The organism is Paractinoplanes pyxinae, assembly GCF_026626335.1.
Taxonomy (GTDB): Bacteria; Actinomycetota; Actinomycetes; order Mycobacteriales; family Micromonosporaceae; genus Actinoplanes; species Actinoplanes pyxinae.
In genome coordinates this window covers 87,547-106,185 of record NZ_JAPNTZ010000016.1, presented here as the reverse complement: position 1 = coordinate 106,185, position 18,639 = coordinate 87,547, and the positions used below count along the sequence as shown (strand labels likewise).

The following is an 18,639-nucleotide window of genomic DNA, read 5'->3' as shown; positions in this document are numbered from 1 at the left end:
CCGCCGCGACAGCTGAGGTGGTTGGCCTCAGCTGTCGCGGCGGCGAGCTTCATGCGGCTGGTCAGCCGCGGCGCCACTTCTGGTTCGCGCCGCCGGTGCACTCCCACAGCACCAGCTTGGCGCCGTCGTTGGGGTTCCAGGCGTCGATGTCGGCGCACTTGTTGGCCTGCGGGTTCACCAGGTCACCGGCGGCCGACAGGACCCACTGCTGGGCCGGGTTGCCCGAGCAGCCGACGATCTGCAGGATCGCCCCGTTGGCGGTCGAGCCCCACGCCACGTCCAGGCACTTGTTGTTTCCCGTACGCAGGGAGCCGTTGACCGATTCCCACTTCTGGGCGGCCGAGCCGTTGCAGTTCCACATCTGCACCCGTACGCCGTCGGAGAAGTCGCCGTTCGGGACGTCCAGGCACTTGCTGTTCAGGGCGCTGATGAGCGCGCCGCCGCTGCCGCCGCTGTTGCCGCCGCCGCTGGTGACCAGGGCGATGCCCCAGCGCGACAGGATCGGGTTGACCGGCTGGAACCAGGTCTGCGGGTTGGCCGAGCCACAGCCGCCGGAGATGCCCGAGGTGACGCCCTGGGCCTGGTTGCCGGCGATGACCGAACCACCGGAGTCGCCGGGGTTGGCGCAGGCGCTCATCCGGCTCATCCCGTACACCGGGCCGTTCGAGTAGTTGATCGTCTCGTTGCGGCCCTGCAGGGTGCCGCAGGTCCACGAGGACGTCCGCCCGGAGCGGCAGATCGACGAGCCGATCGCGGCGTCGTTGGAGCCGGCCACGATCACGTTGCCGCCGGCGTAGTTGTTCACCCACGGTTGCGGGGTCCAGTTGCCGTTGGCCGCCACGTAGGCCATGTCGGTGTTCGGGAACTCCGACTCCTGGAAGCTGCCCAGATCGACGTTGTTGACGCCCTTGACCGGGGCGCCCCGGCCGCCGCAGTGACCAGCCGTCACGAATCCCGGCGCGCCGCCGCGGCGGGCCGGGAAGCCGACCGAGCACAGCGTGTTGCCGTTGATGACGTACTGGTCGCCGCCGCGGATGTCGTACACCGGCTTGGGCGCGACCGCTGAGGTCTCCACGGTGATCTCGCCGACGCCGCTGTCCTTGGCGAACGCGCGAGCCTCGGCCTCGGCACCCGGCTTCACGGTCACGACGACGCTGTTGGTGGCCGGGTCGATGCGCCAGGCGCGGATGGTGTCGTCCGCCTTCGCGGCCCGCTTGTCCAGCTTCGCGCGGTCGGCGGCGAGCGCGCCCTCGCCGCGGTCGACGATCTCCGCCCGGGCGCCTTCGGCGCGCACCTGCTTCGCGGCGGCCTCGGAGGTGACGGCGACGGTGAGACGCTCCTCGCCGTTCTTGATCCAGGCGCCGCCGTACGCCTGGCCCAGCTTGGCCTTCAGCCGCTTCTGCACGACCGGGGCCGCGGCCTCGGTGCGCAGGCGCTCGGCGACCTGCTCGTCGCTGCTGAGGTCGAGGTCGCGCTTCATCGCCTTGACGACACCGGCCGGGAGGTCCAGGGTCTGCGCCACGTCGACCCGCGGGTACGGCGTGGGTTCGTCGTCGGCGAAACTCATCAGGGGGGTCAGGCCGACCGCCGTCACCGCAACTGCGGCCACCGCGATCCACCGGTACGGGCGAGCCATGGGGGAGCTCCTCGTGTGCAGACATGGGGGAAAGTGAGCGGACGCTTCCGTTCACTCGCGTTGGAGTCTGCGGATCAGTAAACAACCCGTCAAGAAGTGACGTCCGACGATGGCCTGCCGAGGGTCAGCGATGTCCACTCGGGCAAGAATCGCCCGGAATTACCGACGGATCACAGCTGGGCGACGCAGTGGGGGCACCGGACGCCGCGGTTGAACAGCACGACGCCGTAATCGCCGGCGATCAGCTGCCGGGGAGGGCGGCACCGGTCAGCCGGGCGCAGAGCGCGAGCAAGCCATCCTGCTTTCCCGGGTCGTTCTCGTTCCTCCCGGGTCGCCAGGCGCGTTCGGTGTCGTAGGAGTCCGGCGGCACCTCATCGGCCGTCGCGAGCCGGGCCAGGCGTTCGCCCGCGTGTTGCGGGGTCAGCGGCGCGGTGTCGCCGTTGCGCAGGGTCATCTGGGTCGACACCCATCCCGGGTCGAACGCCAGACTTTCCACACCGGACCAGCGGCGACCGATGCCCAGCGCCAACAGGATCAGGTGGAACTTGGTGTCCTGGTAGACCTGCCAGCCGTCGAACGGCCGGTGGGCGCAGTTCGGGTCGTCCAGATCGAGCGTGCCGTTGCTCGCGAGGGCGGACGAGGTGAAGATCAGGCGTCGCGGCCGGGGGAGCAGGGCGGCGACCAGGTAGGCCGACAACGTGTTGACCTGGAACATCAGTTCATTGCCGTCGACGGTCAGCTCTCGCTCGGTGGCGTGCTTCAGGCCGAGGCCGGCATTCAGTACGACAGTGTCGTACCGTCCGAATTTCTGCGCCTCGGCCACCATGGCGCGGGTCTGCTGGAACGAGGCGAGATCCGCCACCACCGCGCCGGCCGCCCCCGGCACCGCGGCGAGAGCCTGCTCCGCCCGTCGCTCGTTCCGAGCGTGCAGCACCACCTCGTGCTCCTGCTCGACGAGGGCGACCGCGGCCGCCTGCCCGATGCCCGTGGAGGAGCCGGTGATCAATATTCTGGACACGCGGCGACTATAGACGGCGTCCGGCTCGCAGCCCGGCCACGGAGATCGATGTCGATGCCGGCGGCGGCTTCGGCTAGATGACGGTTTCACCTGTTCGAGGCGTACTCGGGCGACGGGCCGGGGGGTGGATCAGGGGACCGGCTGGGTCTCTCGCGGGTCGGCGGCGGTGGGCGATGTGGGACGGGCCGCCGGGATCAGCAACGTGGCCAGGACGCCGAGGGCGAGCAGGCCGGCGGCGAGGTAGGACCCGAGCGCGATGCCGTCGGCCATGGCGTCGCGGGCCGCCTGGGCCACCGCCGCGGTGGCCGGGTCGGCCGACAGCGGGGCGATGACCGCGCCGGCGCTGTCGGTTACCGCGGCGGCGAACTTGTCGATCTGGTCAGCCGGCAGCCCGCCGCCGCTCAGGGTGTCTTTCACCTGACCGCTCAGGGTGGAGAAGAACACGGTGGTCAGCACCGCGATACCCAGCGCCGAGCCGAGCTGGCGGAAGGTGGACTGGATGCCAGAGCCCTGGCCGGCGTCGGCGTCAGGAACTTCGGCGAGTACGACGTTGGTGACCTGCGCGGTGGCGAAGCCGACGCCGATGCCGTAGAAGAACAGCGGAAGCGCGATGGCCCACCACGGCGCCGAGGTGGTGGAGGCGACCACGCCGAGTCCGGCCAGCGCTACAGCTTCCAGGCCGAGGCCGAGCCGGACGAGTCCGAGCGCGGACAGTTTCTCGGCCAGCCCGAAGCTCAGGCCGCTGGCGAAGAAGCTGCCAACGGCGAGGGGCAGCAGGGCGACGCCGGCCTGCAGGGCGCTGTAGTCGAGGGTGAACTGCAACCACAGCGGCAGTACGGCGATGATGCCGAACTCGCCGAGGCCGATGATCACGGTGGCGATGTTGCCGTTGCGGAACGACGGGATCGTGAACAGCCGGGTGTTCATGAGCGGGTCGCCGTTCGTACTCAATCGCACCTGACGCCAGACGAACAGCGCCAGCAGCAGCACGGCGGCGGCCAGCGCCACGAACACCGGCGAAAGGCCGCCGTCCCAGGTGTAGCCGAACAGGTCGAACGGGCTCTTGGTCGTGATCCAGCCATAGGTGCGTCCCTCGACGAGCCCGAAGGCCAGCGCGCCCAGCCCGAGGATCGACAGGACCGAGCCGGGCAGGTCGACCTTGCCGGCGGCCCGCGGGGACGGGGCGATGAACACCAACGTCAAGGCGAGGATCACGGCGACGATGGGCAGGTTGATGCCGAAGGCCCAGCGCCAGCTGGCGTGCTCGGACAACCAGCCGCCGATCACCGGGCCGACCGCGGTGGCGGCGCCGATGGTCGAGCCCCACACGGCGAAGGCCTGCCCGCGGGCTTTACCGGTGAACGTCTGGTTCAACAGCGACAGCGAGGTCGGCAGCAGCATGGCGCCGCCCGCGCCCTGCAGGAATCGCGCCAGGATGAGCAACCCGCCGTTCGGAGCCACCGCCGCGATGAGGCTGGTGACACCGAAGACCGCGACGCCCAGGGCGAACAACCGGCGGGCGCCGATGAGGTCCGACACCCGGCCGAACAGCAGCAGCAACGCCGCGAACACGATGGCGTAGGACTCCTGGATCCATTGCGCCTGCGACGAGTTGATCCCCAGGTCGTCGATGACCGAAGGGGTGATCACGTTCACGATCGTGGTGTCGACCACGATCATCGAGACCCCCAGCGCGATCCCGATCAGGCCCCACCACTTGCGGGCCTCCGATGCTTGTGACGCCATGAGCCGTCCCTCCAACTAGTTATACGCTGATACTATCACGCCATAAAACTATCTCCCGGTGATACCATTTGTGACGTACCTGGCACGAGGTCGGAGGAGGGCCAGTGGCTGACGCGCAACGGGATCGGCTGCTGCTGCGGCTGCGGGAGCACGGAACGGTCTTCGGGGAGCTCGGTCGCCAGTTCGGCGTACGGATGGGGCTGCACACCACCGATGCCACGGCTCTGGTGGAAATCCTCTCGGCGCAGGACCGCGGCGCGCCGTTGACGCCGGTTGAGCTCAGTCACCACATCGGCTTGACCAAGGGGGCGACTTCAGCACTGCTCAACCGGCTGGAGGCCGCCGGCCACGTGACACGCGCACGCGACAGTGCGGACCGGCGGGTCGTGACCCTGCGCGCGACCGAAGGCGTCGACGCGATGGTCGATCGTTTCTTCGACCCGCTCATCGAGCGCATGGGCACGATGATGAGCAAGTATTCGCCCGAACAGCTGGCCGAGTTCGAACGCTTCCTCGACGACGTGAACGCCGCGATGAACAGCCACGTGCAGGAGCAGGGGCAGTCCCGGACCTGAGGTGGTGGGCGTTGGGATGGCCTTCCGTTCATCGGCAATCTTCGATAAGTGTGGGGATGCTGGTGGTGGCTGACAACGGGAGGTAGCGATGCGGCGCGGACTGGGTGGCCTGCTGGGCGGGGTGGTTCTGGCTCTACTGGCGATGGTCGCCGGGGCGGGTGGTGCCGCCGCGGCCGGACCGGCGGTTGCGGTGACGCCGGCGCCCACGCCGACGTGTCCGCCTGCGTTGCCCCTCAGTGGTGGGGTGTCCGCGGCTACCAGCCGTAGCCTGACGATCAGCTACTCGATATTCTTCGCGCCGCCCTGCGGCTACAACCCGCCCGTCGTCGTGACGCTGTTCGCCAGCGCCGAGGACGCTCGGCAGTGGCTGAACCCGGTGGCCGAGGCTGTGTCCGGGTTGGAGCGCAACGGGCGGGTCACCATCGACGGGCTCGCGCCGGACACCACTTACTGGTTCCGGTTCAGCGCCGACGGCAAGCACGACCCGTACGCGGTGGGCTCGGGTCGCACCGCGGCGGTCGAGGTCTGCGCGGCCTCGGTTGCGGTCGGTAGCGCATGGAACGGCGGCTACGTAGCGACTGTCACCGTTCGCAACACTGGCGTCGAGACTTTGGACTCCTGGCGCGTTTCCTGGAGCTGGAGCGGTGACGAAAGCATCGTGTCGCTGTGGAACGCCGTGCGGGAGGATGTCGCCGGCGGCGTCGTGGCCGGCAACGCCTCCTACAACGGGGTGGTGGCGCCGGGTGGCTCGACCACCTTCGGGCTGCTCGTCGCCTCGAGCAGCCCGCCGGCCGGCCTCACACCCTCTTGCACGCGCTAGGCCGGCCGGATCTCCTCGCGCGGGGCCGGGACGACCGGGGACGGGCGAGAGCGGCGGGCGTTCTCCTTCGTCAGGTCGAGGATCTGGCGGAGCAGGTCGACGCTGCCGCCGCCCGATCCCTCGGTGTAGGTGTCGTCGAGGTCGTAGACGCGCCGGGCGATGCCCAGGTGGCGGCCGCGGAAGGTGACCAGGACCCGCAGGGCCCGTACGGCCGCCTCGGCCCCCGCCCGCAGGGCCGGCGACCGGCGGGTGGCCTCCTGCGGATCGGCGCCCAACGTGGCCACCAGCCGGCCGGCGATCGACGGCCGGCCGGTGAGCCGTTCGTGCAGGCGGCGCCAGCGGGGCAAGCTGTACGGGACCAGGCCGAGCAGGAAGGGCTCGTACTCCTCGTCGGTGTGGTCGGTGGCCCACAGCGCCTTGTCGACCAGCCAGATCGGCAGCTGGGCGGCGGCCGGGCCGAAGTAGTCGACGCCGTCGACCCGGGCCGCCTCGAGGTAGGGCCGCAGCCCGAACGCGAAGAACTCGGGCGTCACGTGCCGGGCCACCAGCGTCATCGAGGCGACGGTGGGCTGCAGCCGGTCGGCCACCGCGTCGAGCCGCGGGGCGAAGTCCGGGTCGTGGACGTCCAGGCCCGACAGCCAATCCAGGTCGGCCAGGGCCGCGTGCAGGTCGGGCCAGACCATGCGGACCGACTCCTGCAGGTGCCCTTCCTGGTCGTCGTCGGTGTACATGCGCTGCCGCACGCCGGGCGGATTCCACACCGTGTAGTGCAGGATCGTGTCGCGCGGGACCATGTCGGTGCGCCGGCCCAGGGCGAGCAGCGCCGGGGTCAGTTCGGGCGCCAATTCCAGCGGCTCGGGGCCGTGCCGGCGGATCGACCCCATGATCAGGCCGAGGTCGCGCAGCGCGGCCAGGGTGTCGGCGATGGTCATGCGGTCGATCGTCGCGAGGTCGGGCGCGATCGCGCGCATGGCCGCGACCAGGCCGTTCACGTCGGCGCCGGCGTTGAGCCGGGGCGCTGTGGCGAGGACGCGGTCGGCGCCCAGCGGGTCGGCCGCCTGCACCTCGCCGGTCAGGATCTCGCTCGCGAAGTCCAGGGCGTCGGTCGATGACATGCGGTGTTCCTCTTTCCTGACGTTTCTCAAGCCACGCCGCGCTCGGCCAGCAGCGGGACCACCTGCTGCCGGAAGTCGGCCAAGCCGTCGGTGACGGTGTCGGCGTCGGGCGCGAAGAAGTCGAACCAGAGCATCAGCCGGTCGTCCGGGTGGAAGCGCTCGACGATCTGGGCGGCCACGTCCTCCGGCGCCCCGACCAGGGCGTTGTCGGCCGAACCGGCCACCTTGGCCGGGTCGACGGTGCCGTCCATGGCCTGCCAGTAGGCGGCGAGAGTGGCTTCGGCCCGCTCCCGGGCCGCCGCCCGCCGCCGCTCGCGGCTCAGTCCGGGGGTGGCGTCGAGGAACACGAAGACCGTCCGCGGCATGTAGTCGCGCCGCCACGGCCCACCGGCCGGGTGGTAGGCGCCGGCCATCCGGCGGTGGGTGTCCTCGATGACCTCGGGCCGGGTGATGCTCAGGTTGAACACCCGCACCGGGGCGAACTGGTTGAGCCGGATCTGCAGCGCGGGGTCGTGGGTGCCGCCGACCAGCCGCAGCAGCTCGGGCCGGAAGCCGGGCACCAGCCCGGTCGTGTCGAACGTCCAGCGGCGTTCCAGCGGGATGCCGTCGTCCCCGGCGCCGGCTTGGGCGGCGATTCGGTCGTACGCGTCCCGGTCGCGGAACGCGTCGGGCATCAGCCGGGGCGCGGTGACCTGGTCGGAGCCGAGCTCTTCGCCGCTGAGCAGCCGCACGAAGATCTCGGCCGCCTCGGCGGTGACGGCCGAGCGCACCTGCGGCCAGGCCGCCTCTTCCCACTCGGTGCGGGGCGCGACGCCGGTGGCGCGGGCGATGAAGTCGAAGCGGCCGCCCGCGAAGCCGATGTTCAGCCGCCGGCTCTCGGTCTTGTCCAGGCCGTGCCAGGCGAGCGCGGCGGCGACGCGTTCGGCCGCGGGCAGCGGGCCGCCGCAGGCCACCACGTTCATGATCGCCGAACCGACGTCGATGCGCCGGGTCCGGGCGAACACCCGGGCGGCCAGCTGCAGCACGTCGGTGTTGAGCCCGATCTCGCCGGTCCAGTGCGGCACCGCCGGGCTGGCGTGCCCCTGCTGGACGCGGGTGCTGAAGTGCGACTCGGCCACCCACAAGCAGCCGTAGCCGAGATCGTCGGCCAGCGCGGCCTGGTCCAGGAACTCATTCAGCAGCTCGGCGTGCGGAGGCAGCCCGACACCGGGCCGGGGCGTCTGCGCCAGGCTGCAGAAGACGTCGAAGCGCATGGCCGGGTCAGCTCAGCGCCAGGCGGGCGGCCACGACGAGCAGAGCCGCGCCGGTGATGCCGTTGAGGATGTTGCGGAACTTGCGGCGGGTGAAGGCCCGGCGGAAGGTGCCCACGGTGATCGCCACGATCGAGAACCAGTTCATCACCGCGACCACGCTGACCGCGCCGAAGATGATCTGCTCGGTCAGGGTCGGCTGATCGGGCAGGAACTGCGGCATGAGGGTGACCAGGAAGACGACCACCTTCGGGTTGAGGAAGTTGGCGAACAACCCGTGCCGGTACGCCTGCCATATGCCCTTGCGGTCGAGCGGGGCCAGCGCCTCGAGCGGCTGGTCGCCCTCGCCGCGCTGCCGCAGCGACAGCAGGATGCGGATGGCCAGATAGATCAGGTACGCCGCGCCGGCCAGCTTGACGATCAGGTAAAGCCGCTCGGACGCCGCCACCAGCGCGCCCACGCCGGCGATGGCCAGCGTGGTGTTGATGGCCATGCCGGTCGCGACGCCGGCCGCCGAGGCGACCCCGGCCGGCCGGCCGGACAGGGCGGCGTAGCGGGTGACCACCGCGAAGTCGGGCCCGGGGGAGGCCGCGGCGAGCGTCACCACCAGGGCGTACGACAGGATCTGGAGCACCAGGCTCATCGGCTGACTCCTCGGTTGCGGACCCGTGATTCCCCCGGTGCGACCGGAGGAGGGAAGGCGGAGGGCGCGGAGCAGCCATGGCCGTCGTCCGCCTGAACCCCCGTAAGGCGATGCGGCCAATATGGCACACGGCGTGGCCCGTCCGGAAGGTGGAGTTCTAGAATTGTCGGAATTTCGTCGCCTGCCGGGAGAATGATCATGACCGATGCCGACACCACGCTGCCGATCGCCGAGGCCACCCCGGACGATCTCGAGGGCATCCTCAAGCTGCAGTACCTCTGCTACCAGATCGAGGCCGAGCGGTACGACTTCTGGACGATCCCCGCGCTCACCCAGAGCCTGGCCTCGCTGGCCGAGGACCTGCGCACCAAGCCCGTGCTGGTGGCCCGGATGGGCGACGAGGTGGTCGGTTCGGTGCGTGGTGAGCGCACCGGCGACGACTTCCACATCGGACGGCTGGTGGTGCATCCGCGCGTCCAGCGGCGCGGACTGGGCCGGCGGCTCCTGCGCGAGATCGAGGCGCGCGCGGGCGACGTGCGGCGTTTCGAGAGCTACACCGGCTACCGCAGCACCGAGTTCCTGGCCGTGTTCAGCGGCGGCGGCTACCGCCCGTTCCGCGAGGAAAAAGTGAGCGACCGGCTGCGGCTGACCTACCTCGAGAAGGTCCGGCCGGCCTGACCGACCCGGTGCTTGCCCGCCCCGCCGGGCGTGGTTAGTGTGGCGATAGTTCTAGAACGGAGTGAGTCATGGACCTCATGTTGCGGGGCATCGCCGACGGTGTCGTCGACAGCGCCCGGCGCTCGATGATGGACGATCCCGGCCCGCTCGGCCGGTTCGGCCGCTTCGGCGGCCGCTACGTGCCCGAGGCGCTGATCCCGGCCTGCGAGGCGCTGGAGGAGGGCTTCCGCGACGCCTGGGCCGACGCCACGTTCCGGGCGACGCTGCAACAGACCCTGGAGCTGTACGCCGGCCGGCCGACCCCGGTCACTCCGGCGCTGCGCCTGTCGGCCGAGCTCGGCGTCACGGTGCTGCTCAAGCGCGAGGACCTGGCCCACACCGGCTCTCACAAGATCAACAACGTGCTCGGTCAGGCGTTGCTGGCCCGCCGGATGGGCAAGAGGCACCTGCTGGCCGAGACCGGCGCCGGTCAGCACGGTGTGGCCACGGCCACCGCGGCCGCGTTGTTCGGCATGCGGGCCACCGTCTTCATGGGCGAGCGCGACATGGAACGCCAGGAGCTCAACGTCTTCCGCATGCGGCTGCTCGGGGCCGAGGTCGTGCCGGTGACTAGCGGCAGCCGCACACTCAAGGACGCGTGCAGCGAGGCCCTGCGGGCCTGGGTCACCGAGGTGGCCGACGCGCACTACTGCATCGGCTCGGTGATGGGCCCGCACCCCTACCCGTGGATGGTCCGCGAGTTCCAGCGCGTGGTGGGCGAGGAGGCGCGCGCCCAGTGCGCCGGCCTGCTGCCCGCCGCCCAGCCCGACGTCGTGGTCGCCTGCGTCGGCGGCGGGTCGAACGCGGCCGGCACCTTCGCCGGCTTCGTCGACACCACGGCCCGGCTGGTCGGGGTCGAGGCGGCCGGCGGCGCCGCGATCACCGACGGCGCGCCCGGCGTGCTGCACGGCTTCCAGTCCCAGGTGCTGCAGGACGAGGCCGGTCAGGTGCGCGAGGCCCACTCCATCTCGGCCGGCCTCGACTACCCGGGCATCGGGCCTGAGCACGCCCACCTGGCCGACATCGGCCGGGCGGAGTACGTGACCGCCACCGACGAGGAAGTGCTGGCCGCGGTCGAGCGGCTGGCCCGGGCCGAGGGCATCCTCCCCGCGCTCGAGTCGTCGCACGCGCTGGCCTGGGTGCTGCGGGCCGCGGGCACCCCGGCGCTGCCGACCGGCTCCACGGTTCTCGTCACGCTCTCCGGCCGCGGGGACAAGGACGCCGAGCAGCTGGCGGCCCGGCGATGACCGTGGTCGCGACCGGCGTCGACCGGCTGGAGGCGCATCTGCGCGGGCGGCGCGACGCCGGGCGGGCGTTGCTGGTCCCGTACGTCACCGCGGGGATCTCCGCCGACTGGACCAGGTACGTCGAGGCGTGTGCCGAGGCCGGCGCCGACGCGGTGGAGATCGGGCTGCCGTTCTCCGACCCGATGCTCGACGGCCCGACGATCCAGGAGGCCTCGCACCGGGCGCTGGAGCGGGGCGTCACCCCGCAGAGCCTGCTGGCCGAGCTGGCCGGCCTGGCGGTGCAGGTGCCGCTGGTGGTGATGACGTACGCGAACATCGTGCTGCGCGACGGCGCCCCGGCCTTCGCCGAGCGGCTGTCCGCGGCCGGGGTGAGCGGGCTGATCGTGCCCGACCTGCCGCTGGACGAGCTCGACGACGTGGCCGCCCCGTTCGAGGCGGCCGGCGTGGCGATGATCCTGCTCGCGGCCCCGGCCACCCGGCCCGACCGCCTGCGCCGGATCGCCGAGCGCAGCCGCGGGTTCATCTACGGGGTCACCGTCATGGGCACGACCGGCGAGCGGGACTCGCTGGCCGCTTCGGCGGCCGGGGTGGCCGAGCGGGTGCGGGCCGCCACCGACCGGCCGGTCCTGCTCGGATTCGGCATCTCGCGGCCCGACCACGCCGTCCAGGCGGCCGCGCACGCCGACGGCGTCGTGGTGGCCTCGGCCCTCATGCGCCGGGTGCTCGACGGGGCCGCGCCGGCCGAGGTCGGCGCGGACGTGGCCGCCCTGCGCGACGCTCTCGACCGGCGCTGATTTCCGCGAGGAGACCGGCGCTGATTCCGACGCGCGTCCCGACCGACCCGAGGAGATGACGACATGGCCGTCCTGGTGCTCGACGCCGCGCACGTCCGCGAACTGTTCACGCCCGCCGAGGCGACCCGGGCGATGCGCGACGCCCTGACCGCGCTGGCCCGCGACGAGGTGCATCAGCCGCTGCGCATGGTGGTCCGGCCACCCGGCGCCAAGGGCCTGATGGCGGTCATGCCCTCCTACCGCGGCGGTGGGCGGGCGGCGTACGGCCTCAAGTCGGTCTGCGTTTTCCACGACAACCCGCGCCTCGGCAAGGACGCCCACCAGGGCGCCGTGCTGTTGTTCAGCGCCGAGACCGGTGAGCTGCGGGCCCTGATGAACGCCTCGGCCATCACCGAGATCCGCACCGCCGCGGTCTCCGCGCTGGCCACCGATCTGCTGGCCCGCCCGGACGCCGGCGATCTGGCCATCCTCGGCGCCGGGGTGCAGGCCCGGGCCCACCTGGCCGCGCTGGCCGGCGTCCGGACCCTGCGCCGGGTCCGGGTGGCCGGACGCGACCCCGAGCGGCTGCGGCGCTTCGCCGGCGAGGCGGCGGCCTGGTCCCCGGTGCCGGTCGAGGCGTGCGACTCGGCCGAGGCCGCGGTGACCGGGGCCGACCTGATCGTCACCGTGACGACATCGGCCGAGCCGGTGATCCGCCGCGAGTGGATCGCGCCCGGCGCGCACATCAACGCCGTCGGCTCGAGCATCCCGACGGCTCGTGAGATCGACACCGCCACCATGGCCGACGCCGCCCTGTTCGTCGACCGTCGCGAGTCGACCGTCAACGAGTCCGGCGACTACCTCTTCGCGGCGGCCGAGGGGGCGATCGGGCCGGACAGCATCCGGGCCGAGCTCGGCTCGGTGTTGATCGGCGCCGCGCCCGGCCGCACCGACGACAAAGAGATAACCCTGTTCAAGTCGCTCGGGCTCGCGGTCGAGGATCTGGTCTCGGCCGACCTGCTCTACGCCGAGGCGCAGCGGCTCGGCGTGGGCACCTGGGTCGACTACTGACATGCCGGAACTGGTCGCCCCGGACGGCACGCGGCTGGCCTACCGCGTGCTCGGCGAGGGGCCCGTTCTGGTGTGTCATCCCGGCGGCCCGGGCCGCCCGGCCGACTATCTGGGTGACCTCGGCGGGCTGTCCGCGTGTCGCCGGCTCGTCCTGCTCGATCCCCGAGGCACGGGCCGTTCCGGCCGGCCGGCCGAGCCGGACGGCTACCGCTTCACCCGGCTGGCGGCCGACCTGGAGGTGCTGCGCCACCACCTCGGTCTGGAGCGGATGGATCTGCTCGGGCACTCGGCCGGGGCCAACGTGGCTCTGGCCTACGCCGCCGCCCACCCGGAGCGGACCGGCCGCCTGATCCTGCTCACCCCGTCGGCCCGGCTGACCGGCGCGCCGGACGAGATGGCCGCCGTCGCCGCGCGGTTCCACACCGGCGAGCCCTGGCACGCCGAAGCCGTGACCGCGCTGGCCGCCTTGGGCGCGGGCGACACCGACCCGGCACTCGAGTCGAAGATCGAACCGCTGCTGTACGGCCGGTGGGACCCCTCCGCCGCGGAGCACGCCGCCCGCAGCGCCGCCACCGTCGCGCCGGCCGCCCGCGACGGCTTCGACGAACCCGACTTCGACCGGGCCGCCCTGGTGGCCGCCCTGGGCCGGGTGACCGCCCGGGCCGCCGTGCTGGCCGGCGACCGCGATCCGGTCACCGGCACGGTCGCACCGCGGGTCATCGCCTCGTGGCTGCCCGGCGCCCGGCTCGACTGGCTGCCCGGCTGCGGGCACTTCCCGTGGCTCGACGATCCTGTTCGGACCTTCACCGCGCTCGATGCGGCACTGGCCGACTGAACGGGCCCGAACGGGCAATCAACGGGGCACGAAAAACATCCGGTGCGGCCTTGTGCGACAGTGACAATTCTAGAACACTCTGTGATCAGTGCTGCGGGGGACAGCGCGTTGGAGGACAAGTGTTGGCACGTACGGATGAAAAAGAGCAGAACGCCGTGGCCTTTCTGGAGGCGGCCGGTTACATCGCCGCCTTCGACGCGGCCGAGGCGATGAGCAAGGCCGCCGCGGTCAGCCTGGGCGGTCTCACCAAGCTCGGCGGCGGCCTGGTCGCGGTGTCGGTCCTGGGTGGACTGGCCGATGTGCTCGAGGCCATCGAGGTCGGCGAGGAAACCGTGCGGGCCACCCACCAGGTTGAGGTCCGGTCGGTCGTGTTCGCCCGGCCGGTGGCCGCCGTCGCCGCCGTGGCTCGCCGGCCGCAGCTGGTGGGGAGCTGACTTGGCCGACGCGTTCGGCCTGATCGAATGCCGGGGGCTGGTCGCCACGATGGTGGCGGTCGAAGCGATGTGCAAGGCGGCGAGCGTGCGCTGCGCCCGGATCGACCGGGTCAGTGGCGGCGTCGTCGTGGCGGTGGTCATCGGGGACCTCGCCGGCGTGGGGGTGGCGCTCGAAGCCGCCGGGGCCGCGGTCGCGGCGTACGGCGAGACCCCCCGCACCCAGATCTATCCGCGGCTGGAGCCCGGAGCGGCGAGGTTGCTGCTCGGCACCGGCGAACCCATCACCTAAAAGGCCGGGCGCGGCCTTGCACGGGGGGACTCTGTCATGTCCGAACGTCACATCATCGACCTGTTACCCGGCACCGACGGGAACGTCGCGGAGCTGGGCGGCAAGGGCGCCGGGCTGGCCGGCATGATCCGCCGCGAGCTACCGGTTCCGCCGGCGTTCGTGGTGAGCACGACGGCCTTCCGGACGGCCGTGGGCGCACCGGCCGGCCGTGTCGACGACCGGCTCGACGGGCTCGACGCCGACGACCCGGCCTTCGCCGGGCACTGTGCCCGGGCCCGGGCCGAGGTGTACGAGGCATCGGCCGCCGCCACCGGGGTGCTCGACGAGATCGCCGCCGCCTACGACCGCCTCGACCCGGCCGGCGGCGGCGTGGCCGTACGCTCCAGCTCGGCCGCCGAGGACTCCGGGAACGCCAGCTTCGCCGGTGAGCACGACTCGTACCTGTGGGTCGGCGGCCGGGACGCGGTGGTCGAGCGGGTGCGTGCCTGCTGGGCCGGGCTCTACACCGAACGCGCGGTCCGCTACCGCCGGCGGACCGGGGTTCGCGGCGACGCCATGGCGGTGGTGGTGCAACGGATGGTCGACGCCCGCGCGGCCGGCGTGCTGATGACGCTCAACCCGGTCAGCGGCGACCGGTCGGTGATCGTGGTGGAGAGCGTCTTCGGGCTGGGCGAGCCGCTGGTCTCGGCCGAGGTCACGCCGGACCGCTTCGTCCTCGACAAGGTCACCGGCGAGATCCGCCGCCGCGAGACGGTCGAGCAGTCCCGCCGGCTGACCGGTTCGGCCGGCCGCGGCACGCGCTGGGAGCCGGTGCCCGAGCCAGGCGCGCCGTCGCTGTCGGACGCCGAGCTGGGCCGGTTGCGCGAGCTCGGCCGCGAGCTGGAACGCGGGGCCGGTCATCCGGTCGACGTCGAGTTCGCTGTCGAGGGCGACCGCATTCACCTCCTCCAGGTCCGGCCCGAGACGGTGTGGTCGCGTACCGGCCCCGCGCCGCAGCCGGCCGCGCCGGCCGCCGCGGGCGCCGTCCACCTGGTTCTGGCCACGCTCACGGCGCGGTGAGCCCGATCGCATCCGACGAGAAAGCGACGGACAGCATGACTTCTGACAACCGATTCCCGAGCCCGTTCGACATCGAGGCGCCTGAGGGCGCGCAGGGCTGGGAGCAGCTTTACAACTGGTACCACTTGTTCGGCGAGGACCGCCGCGAGCAGGACGAGCAGCGGTTCTGGTTCCAGGACAGGCTGCACCATCCCGAAGTGCTCCACCCGTACGACGAGATTCAGTGCGAGTGCTGGTGGCAGGCGCTGGGCGCGTTCAACACCCGCGTGTTCGCGATGCCGCCGGCGTTCGGCGTCGACCAGCGCGTCCTCAACGGCTACCTGTACGTCACCCCGGTCCCCGCGCCGCCGGAGGACCTGGCCGCGCGGGCCGAGCTGTTCGGCCGCCGGGCCGGCTACTACTACGAGAACTGGGATTCCATCTACGCCGAGTGGAAGACCAAGGTCCTGGCCTGCCTCGACCGGATCACGAAGATCAGCTTCGAGCCGCTGCCGGACATCGAGCCCGAGTCGGTGGTCTTCGAGCGGACCGGCCAGTCCTCCGGCTACCGGATGATCCGTGACTTCTCGGACCTCGTGCAGACGATGTACGAGACCTACCAGTACCACTTCGAGCTGCTCAACGTCGGCTACGCCGCGTACCTGACGTTCTTCCAGTTCGTCCGCGAGCGGTTCCCCGACATCAGCGACCAGACCATCTCGCGGATGGTCGGCGGGCTGCGGGTCGACCTGTACCGCCCCGACGACGAGCTCAAGCGGCTGGCCCGCGAGGCCGAGCAGCTCGGAATCGGCGACGTACTGCTCGAGGGCACCGACCCGGCGTCCGTCTTCGCCGCGCTGGACGCGACCGACGAGGGCCGCCAGTGGCGCACGGACTGGGACAAGACGAAGGACCCCTGGTTCCTCATCAACACCGACCCGGGCCACCCGGGCGCCTCGCACGTGCACCCCACCTGGATCGACGAGCCGGCCATCCCGCTGGCCACGGTCAAGGAGTACGTCCGGCGGCTGCGCGCGGGCGAACAGATCGACCGGGACACGGCCGGCGTGCTGGCCGAGCGCGACCGCATCTCGGGGGAGTACCGCGAGCTGCTCGACCCGGCCGACCGGACCGCCTTCGACCAGATCGTCGAGCTGGCCCGGACGGTGTTCGCCTACATCGAGGAGCACGTGCTCTACATCGAGCACTGGATGTGGGCGACGTTCTGGGCGAAGTCCAAGGACCTGTCCCGGGCCCTGACGGCGATGGGCGCGCTCGACGACCCGGAGGACATGTTCTTCCTGCGGCGGACCGAGGTCGCCGAGACCCTGTACGACGTGGTGGCGGCCTGGTCGGTCGGTGGCACGCCGCGCGGGGCCAACTACTGGCGCCCGATCGTCGAGCAGCGCCGCGGCATCTACGAGAAGCTGCGGGCGCAGCCGCCCGTCCTGGCCATGGGACCGCCGCCGGCCGAGATCAACGAGCCCTTCACGGTCATGCTGTGGGGCATCACCACGGCCAGTGTGAGCGAGTGGCTGGCCCAGCGCCGGACCACCGACCAGGGCGAGAAGGTCACCGTGCTGCGCGGCGTGGCCGGCTCGCCCGGCGTGGCCGAGGGCCCGGCCCGGGTCGTCCGCACCGTCGGCGAGCTGCTCACCGTCCAGGCCGGCGACATCCTGGTCTGCCCGGCCACCTCGCCGTCCTGGTCGACCGTCTTCGGCCAGGTCGCCGCGACGGTGTCCGACGTGGGCGGCATCATGAGCCACACCGCGATCGTGTGCCGGGAGTACGGCCTGCCCGCCGTGGTCGGCGCGGGCAACGCGGTCGCCACCATCCGCGACGGCCAGCGGATCCGGGTCGACGGGGACACCGGTGTCGTCACCATCCTCGATTGACGGTGTCGTGTCCGGCCCGATGTGCCGGGTGCCGCCGGCCGGCCCCCCGGTCGAGATGCCGGATCCGCTCTCGTGGCGGGTCCGGCAGCGCCGGGCACTGTGGCGGCGGGCGGCGCTGGCCGGGCACAGCCCGACGACGGTGCTGCTCGACATCGGCGGCGTCATCGTGCCGTCGCTGTTCGAGTCGGTCGCGCTGCCCGGCTTCCCGCGCGGACCCCTGGCCGGCGAGCCGGAGTACCGCGAGGTCGAGCAGGGCCGCCGGTCCGAGCGGGCCTACTGGGCCGACGTGGCGCACCGGCACCCCGACCTCGACCTGGGCGAGCTCTGGCGCGCCTGCACCGGACTGCGGCCCACGATGATGGCCGCGGTGGCGACGATGCTGTCCCGGCTGCGCGTGGTCGCCTTCACCAACGACATGGCGTACTGGTTCGGCCCGGACTGGCTCGGCGGCCGGTTCCCCGAGCTCCGCGCGCTCGACGAGGTGCTGGAGGCCAAGGACTTCGGCGTGCTCAAGCCGGACCCGCGGGCCTACCGGCTCGCGGCCGGGCGGATCGGCGAACAACCGCGGCACTGCCTGTTCGTGGACGACCATCAGGCCAACCTGGACGGCGCGGCGGCCGCGGGGATGGACACGTTCCTGTTCGACGTCGCCGCGCCCGGCCCGTCGGTCTCCGCGTTGCTGGCCCGTCTCGGGCTGCCGGAGTCGTCGCCGCCGCGGATCTTCCGACAACCCGCATGGGGGGATTTTCATGAGCGAGGCCCGCGGCAGCGCCGCCACGCGTGAGATCGACTATCAGGGTTATCTGCTCCTGGACCGCCTGCTCGAGCTGCAGGCGCCGCGCAGCTGGCCGGAGCATCCCGACGAGATGCACTTCATCATCACCCACCAGGCCATCGAGCTGTGGTTCCGGCTGATGGTGCGCACGGTGCGACAGGCCCGCGACGAGGTCGCCGCGGCCGAGTGGGTGGCGGCCACCGCGACGGCCCGGCGGCTGACCCGCTACACCGGCGTGGTGCTGGCTCAGACCAGCACGCTGGCCGAGATGCCGCCCGGCGCCTTCCACAAGTTCCGGCAGTTCCTGGGCACGGCCAGTGGCCTGCAGTCGTCGCAGTTCCGCGAGCTCGAGATCCTGTCCGGACATCGCGACGAGAGCTACCTGGACGCCCTGCGGCGGGCCGGCGGCGGCCGGCTGGAGGGCCGGCACACCAAGGCTCTGGCCGAGCCGAGCCTGGCCGCCGCTCTGCAGCAGGGCGCGGCCGACGCCGGCGTACGGGACTGGGCGCGCTTCTACGCCGAGGAGGCCGGCCGGTCGCCGCTCTACACGTTGTGCGAGGCGCTGGTCGACTACGACGAAGCGTGGTTCCGCTGGCGCTGCGAGCACCGGATCCTGGTCGAGCGGATGCTCGGCGGCGGCACCGGCACGGCCGGCACCCGGCCTTCGTACCTGGAAAAGTCGTTGCAGATCCGGTTCTTCCCGTGGCTGTGGCAGGCGCGCGGCGCGCTGGCGCTGCTCAGCCCGGACGCCTAGGCCGGGCC

The 18,639-nt window shown here is 72.0% G+C and carries 19 protein-coding genes; 13 read left to right on the top strand and 6 right to left on the bottom strand.

The features are described 5' to 3' along the window. Positions 1 to 61: 61 nt before the first annotated feature. From OWR29_RS37095 to OWR29_RS37085, 3 genes are all read right to left on the bottom strand, one after another. A complete protein-coding gene (locus tag OWR29_RS37095) occupies positions 62 to 1,636 on the bottom strand; it encodes a ricin-type beta-trefoil lectin domain protein (RefSeq protein ID WP_267568182.1) in 1,575 nt (524 codons plus the stop codon). A gap of 241 nt (positions 1,637 to 1,877) precedes the next feature. After that, positions 1,878 to 2,654 carry an SDR family NAD(P)-dependent oxidoreductase gene (locus OWR29_RS37090; protein WP_267568181.1) on the bottom strand — a complete coding sequence of 259 codons (777 nt, stop codon included), beginning with the start codon at positions 2,652 to 2,654 and terminating at the stop codon, positions 1,878 to 1,880. A gap of 129 nt (positions 2,655 to 2,783) precedes the next feature. Further along, on the bottom strand, positions 2,784 to 4,400 hold the full coding sequence (locus OWR29_RS37085) for an MFS transporter (RefSeq protein WP_267568180.1): 1,617 nt from the start codon (positions 4,398 to 4,400) through the stop codon (positions 2,784 to 2,786). 104 nt (positions 4,401 to 4,504) lie between these two features. On the opposite strand from OWR29_RS37085, the gene OWR29_RS37080 reads away from it, so the two are divergent. Together OWR29_RS37080 and OWR29_RS37075 are read left to right on the top strand one after the other, a co-directional pair. Further along, complete coding sequence (locus tag OWR29_RS37080) at positions 4,505 to 4,975, top strand: MarR family winged helix-turn-helix transcriptional regulator (protein WP_267568179.1); 471 nt, start codon at positions 4,505 to 4,507, stop codon at positions 4,973 to 4,975. Between the two features lie 88 nt (positions 4,976 to 5,063). Next, complete coding sequence (locus OWR29_RS37075; protein WP_267568178.1) at positions 5,064 to 5,795, top strand: cellulose binding domain-containing protein; 732 nt, start codon at positions 5,064 to 5,066, stop codon at positions 5,793 to 5,795. Here the strand turns inward: OWR29_RS37075 and OWR29_RS37070 are convergent. From OWR29_RS37070 to OWR29_RS37060, 3 genes are read right to left on the bottom strand one after another with little or no spacing between them, the layout of a single operon-like run. Beyond that, positions 5,792 to 6,910, bottom strand: coding sequence for a monodechloroaminopyrrolnitrin synthase PrnB family protein (locus tag OWR29_RS37070; RefSeq protein ID WP_267568177.1), 1,119 nt, complete (start codon positions 6,908 to 6,910; stop codon positions 5,792 to 5,794). The two genes, OWR29_RS37075 and OWR29_RS37070, sit on opposite strands and share 4 nt — an antisense overlap. 26 nt (positions 6,911 to 6,936) lie before the next feature. After that, the gene (locus OWR29_RS37065) at positions 6,937 to 8,163 is read right to left on the bottom strand and encodes an LLM class flavin-dependent oxidoreductase (protein ID WP_267568176.1); all 1,227 of its coding nucleotides are present in this window, start codon (positions 8,161 to 8,163) and stop codon (positions 6,937 to 6,939) included. A 7-nt stretch (positions 8,164 to 8,170) separates the two neighbouring features. Beyond that, positions 8,171 to 8,803 carry a LysE family translocator gene (locus OWR29_RS37060; RefSeq protein ID WP_267568175.1) on the bottom strand — a complete coding sequence of 211 codons (633 nt, stop codon included), beginning with the start codon at positions 8,801 to 8,803 and terminating at the stop codon, positions 8,171 to 8,173. Between the two features lie 198 nt (positions 8,804 to 9,001). On the opposite strand from OWR29_RS37060, the gene OWR29_RS37055 reads away from it, so the two are divergent. The 11 genes from OWR29_RS37055 (at position 9,002) to OWR29_RS37005 (ending at position 18,631) form a co-directional block, all read left to right on the top strand. Then, positions 9,002 to 9,481 (top strand): GNAT family N-acetyltransferase, encoded by a 480-nt coding sequence (locus OWR29_RS37055; protein WP_267568174.1) that lies wholly within the window; start codon positions 9,002 to 9,004, stop codon positions 9,479 to 9,481. A gap of 125 nt (positions 9,482 to 9,606) precedes the next feature. Next, complete coding sequence (gene trpB, locus OWR29_RS37050; protein ID WP_267568311.1) at positions 9,607 to 10,767, top strand: tryptophan synthase subunit beta; 1,161 nt, start codon at positions 9,607 to 9,609, stop codon at positions 10,765 to 10,767. Continuing rightward, entirely contained in the window at positions 10,764 to 11,561 is a 798-nt protein-coding gene (gene trpA / locus OWR29_RS37045) for a tryptophan synthase subunit alpha (protein WP_267568173.1), read from the top strand. Before trpB ends, trpA begins: the two co-directional genes overlap by 4 nt. 63 nt (positions 11,562 to 11,624) lie before the next feature. Beyond that, a complete protein-coding gene (locus tag OWR29_RS37040) occupies positions 11,625 to 12,611 on the top strand; it encodes an ornithine cyclodeaminase family protein (protein ID WP_267568172.1) in 987 nt (328 codons plus the stop codon). Position 12,612: 1 nt separating this feature from the next. Beyond that, on the top strand, positions 12,613 to 13,446 hold the full coding sequence (locus OWR29_RS37035) for an alpha/beta fold hydrolase (protein ID WP_267568171.1): 834 nt from the start codon (positions 12,613 to 12,615) through the stop codon (positions 13,444 to 13,446). Positions 13,447 to 13,601: 155 nt separating this feature from the next. Continuing rightward, positions 13,602 to 13,880 (top strand): BMC domain-containing protein, encoded by a 279-nt coding sequence (locus tag OWR29_RS37030; protein ID WP_267568170.1) that lies wholly within the window; start codon positions 13,602 to 13,604, stop codon positions 13,878 to 13,880. Between the two features lies 1 nt (position 13,881). Beyond that, positions 13,882 to 14,169, top strand: a complete 288-nt coding sequence (locus tag OWR29_RS37025; RefSeq protein WP_267568169.1) for a BMC domain-containing protein — start codon at positions 13,882 to 13,884, stop codon at positions 14,167 to 14,169. A gap of 36 nt (positions 14,170 to 14,205) precedes the next feature. Beyond that, the gene (locus tag OWR29_RS37020) at positions 14,206 to 15,228 is read left to right on the top strand and encodes a PEP/pyruvate-binding domain-containing protein (RefSeq protein ID WP_267568168.1); all 1,023 of its coding nucleotides are present in this window, start codon (positions 14,206 to 14,208) and stop codon (positions 15,226 to 15,228) included. A 35-nt stretch (positions 15,229 to 15,263) separates the two neighbouring features. Next, complete coding sequence (locus tag OWR29_RS37015) at positions 15,264 to 17,102, top strand: PEP-utilizing enzyme (protein ID WP_267568167.1); 1,839 nt, start codon at positions 15,264 to 15,266, stop codon at positions 17,100 to 17,102. A 7-nt stretch (positions 17,103 to 17,109) separates the two neighbouring features. Further along, positions 17,110 to 17,886, top strand: coding sequence for an HAD-IA family hydrolase (locus OWR29_RS37010; protein WP_267568165.1), 777 nt, complete (start codon positions 17,110 to 17,112; stop codon positions 17,884 to 17,886). Next, complete coding sequence (locus OWR29_RS37005; RefSeq protein WP_267568164.1) at positions 17,852 to 18,631, top strand: tryptophan 2,3-dioxygenase family protein; 780 nt, start codon at positions 17,852 to 17,854, stop codon at positions 18,629 to 18,631. The genes OWR29_RS37010 and OWR29_RS37005 overlap by 35 nt, the downstream gene beginning before the upstream one ends. Positions 18,632 to 18,639 lie beyond the last annotated feature (8 nt).